Source organism: Micromonospora sediminimaris (assembly GCF_016863575.1).
Lineage (GTDB): Bacteria > Actinomycetota > Actinomycetes > Mycobacteriales > Micromonosporaceae > Micromonospora > Micromonospora sediminimaris.
Genome location: NZ_BOPD01000074.1, coordinates 1 through 1155, shown reverse-complemented (window position 1 = coordinate 1155; position 1155 = coordinate 1). Strand labels below are relative to the sequence as shown.

Sequence of the window (1155 nt, the reverse complement as noted above, 5' to 3'; positions counted from 1 at the left end):
AGTCGCTGACCGGAAGCCCGGCGAAGAGGTCGACTGGCATGCGCCCACGCTAGCCCGCCTGGACCCAGTACGAGCCGCTGCCTCCGGCCTTGCCTGCGGCGTCAGGACCGTCTCCGGAAGGGAGCAAGGGTGGCGCGGATCTGATCGCCCGCGCCCCAGTCGTCGTCGAACTGGGCCAGAACGGCGAGGTGTTGTCGTAGTTGAACGATCGGCATGCGTACCCGCCAGTCATCGTCGAGGGAGGTCAGCTCCGCGTAGACGTCGAAGAATCGTCGGGCCTCGGGCGGGGGCGAGGTGGACCACATGTGGGCGAGGTCGACCTCGGCCCACATGTAGGACACGGCCGGGTCGATAAGCGCGGGCTGCCCGTCCGGGGTCGCCAGCACGTTGTGGGCCCACAGGTCGCCGTGCGTCAAACAGGCTGGCCGGTCCGGCAGTAGGTCGGGAAGCCGCTGACACAGTCGCTCCAGCGCTGCCCGGTCCGCGGAGTCGAGTGCCGCGTCGACGCGGGGCTGTCCGAGCCACCGGAGCAGCCGGTGCTGTGCGAAGAAGGCGAAGCCGTCGTCTTCCCAGGTGTTGACCTGCTGGCAGCGGCCGAGCCAGTTGTCGCGGTGCCATCCGAAGCGCGGGTGGGTGGTGTTCAGGTGCAGGCGGGCGAGGGCGTGCGCGAACTGCTCCCAGAAGCTCCGGCTGTGCGGCCTCGGGTGTAGTACCGACAACACGAGCAGTTCCCGCTCCGCGAGGATCACCTCGGGCGTGGCCACACCGCCGAGGTCGCGCAAGGCGACCAGCCCTTCGGCCTCCGCGCGGAACACGTCGTCGGTCGGCGCGTCGCCGAAGGCCTTGACGAACAGCGGTGGTGCGTCCCGGCGGGTAGCAATGCCTGCGAGCGCCGCGACGCCACCTGTCGCCGGCCGCACGGTGACGACATCCCGTATCCCGGCTCGGTGCAGACACTCCAGTAGGAACGTCGTCGGGGGGATCACGACACTCCTCCTGCCTGGGACGCGTGTGCGCCCCGATCGTATTGCGGGGGCTGCTGGTGCCGTCAGCCCGTCCGCCCGTCAGATACGCGGTAAGCCGGTCGGCGAGCGTGACTTGTCCCGCGAGGTGGTGAAGGCGGCCATGTCCTCGGCCCACCACAGGCCCTCCAGA

The 1155-nt window shown here is 69.8% G+C and carries 1 protein-coding gene; it reads right to left on the bottom strand.

Features of this window, described 5'->3' with window-relative positions:
* Positions 1 to 101: 101 nt before the first annotated feature.
* A complete protein-coding gene (locus tag Vse01_RS29145) occupies positions 102 to 986 on the bottom strand; it encodes a fructosamine kinase family protein (RefSeq protein ID WP_093407277.1) in 885 nt (294 codons plus the stop codon).
* Positions 987 to 1155 lie beyond the last annotated feature (169 nt).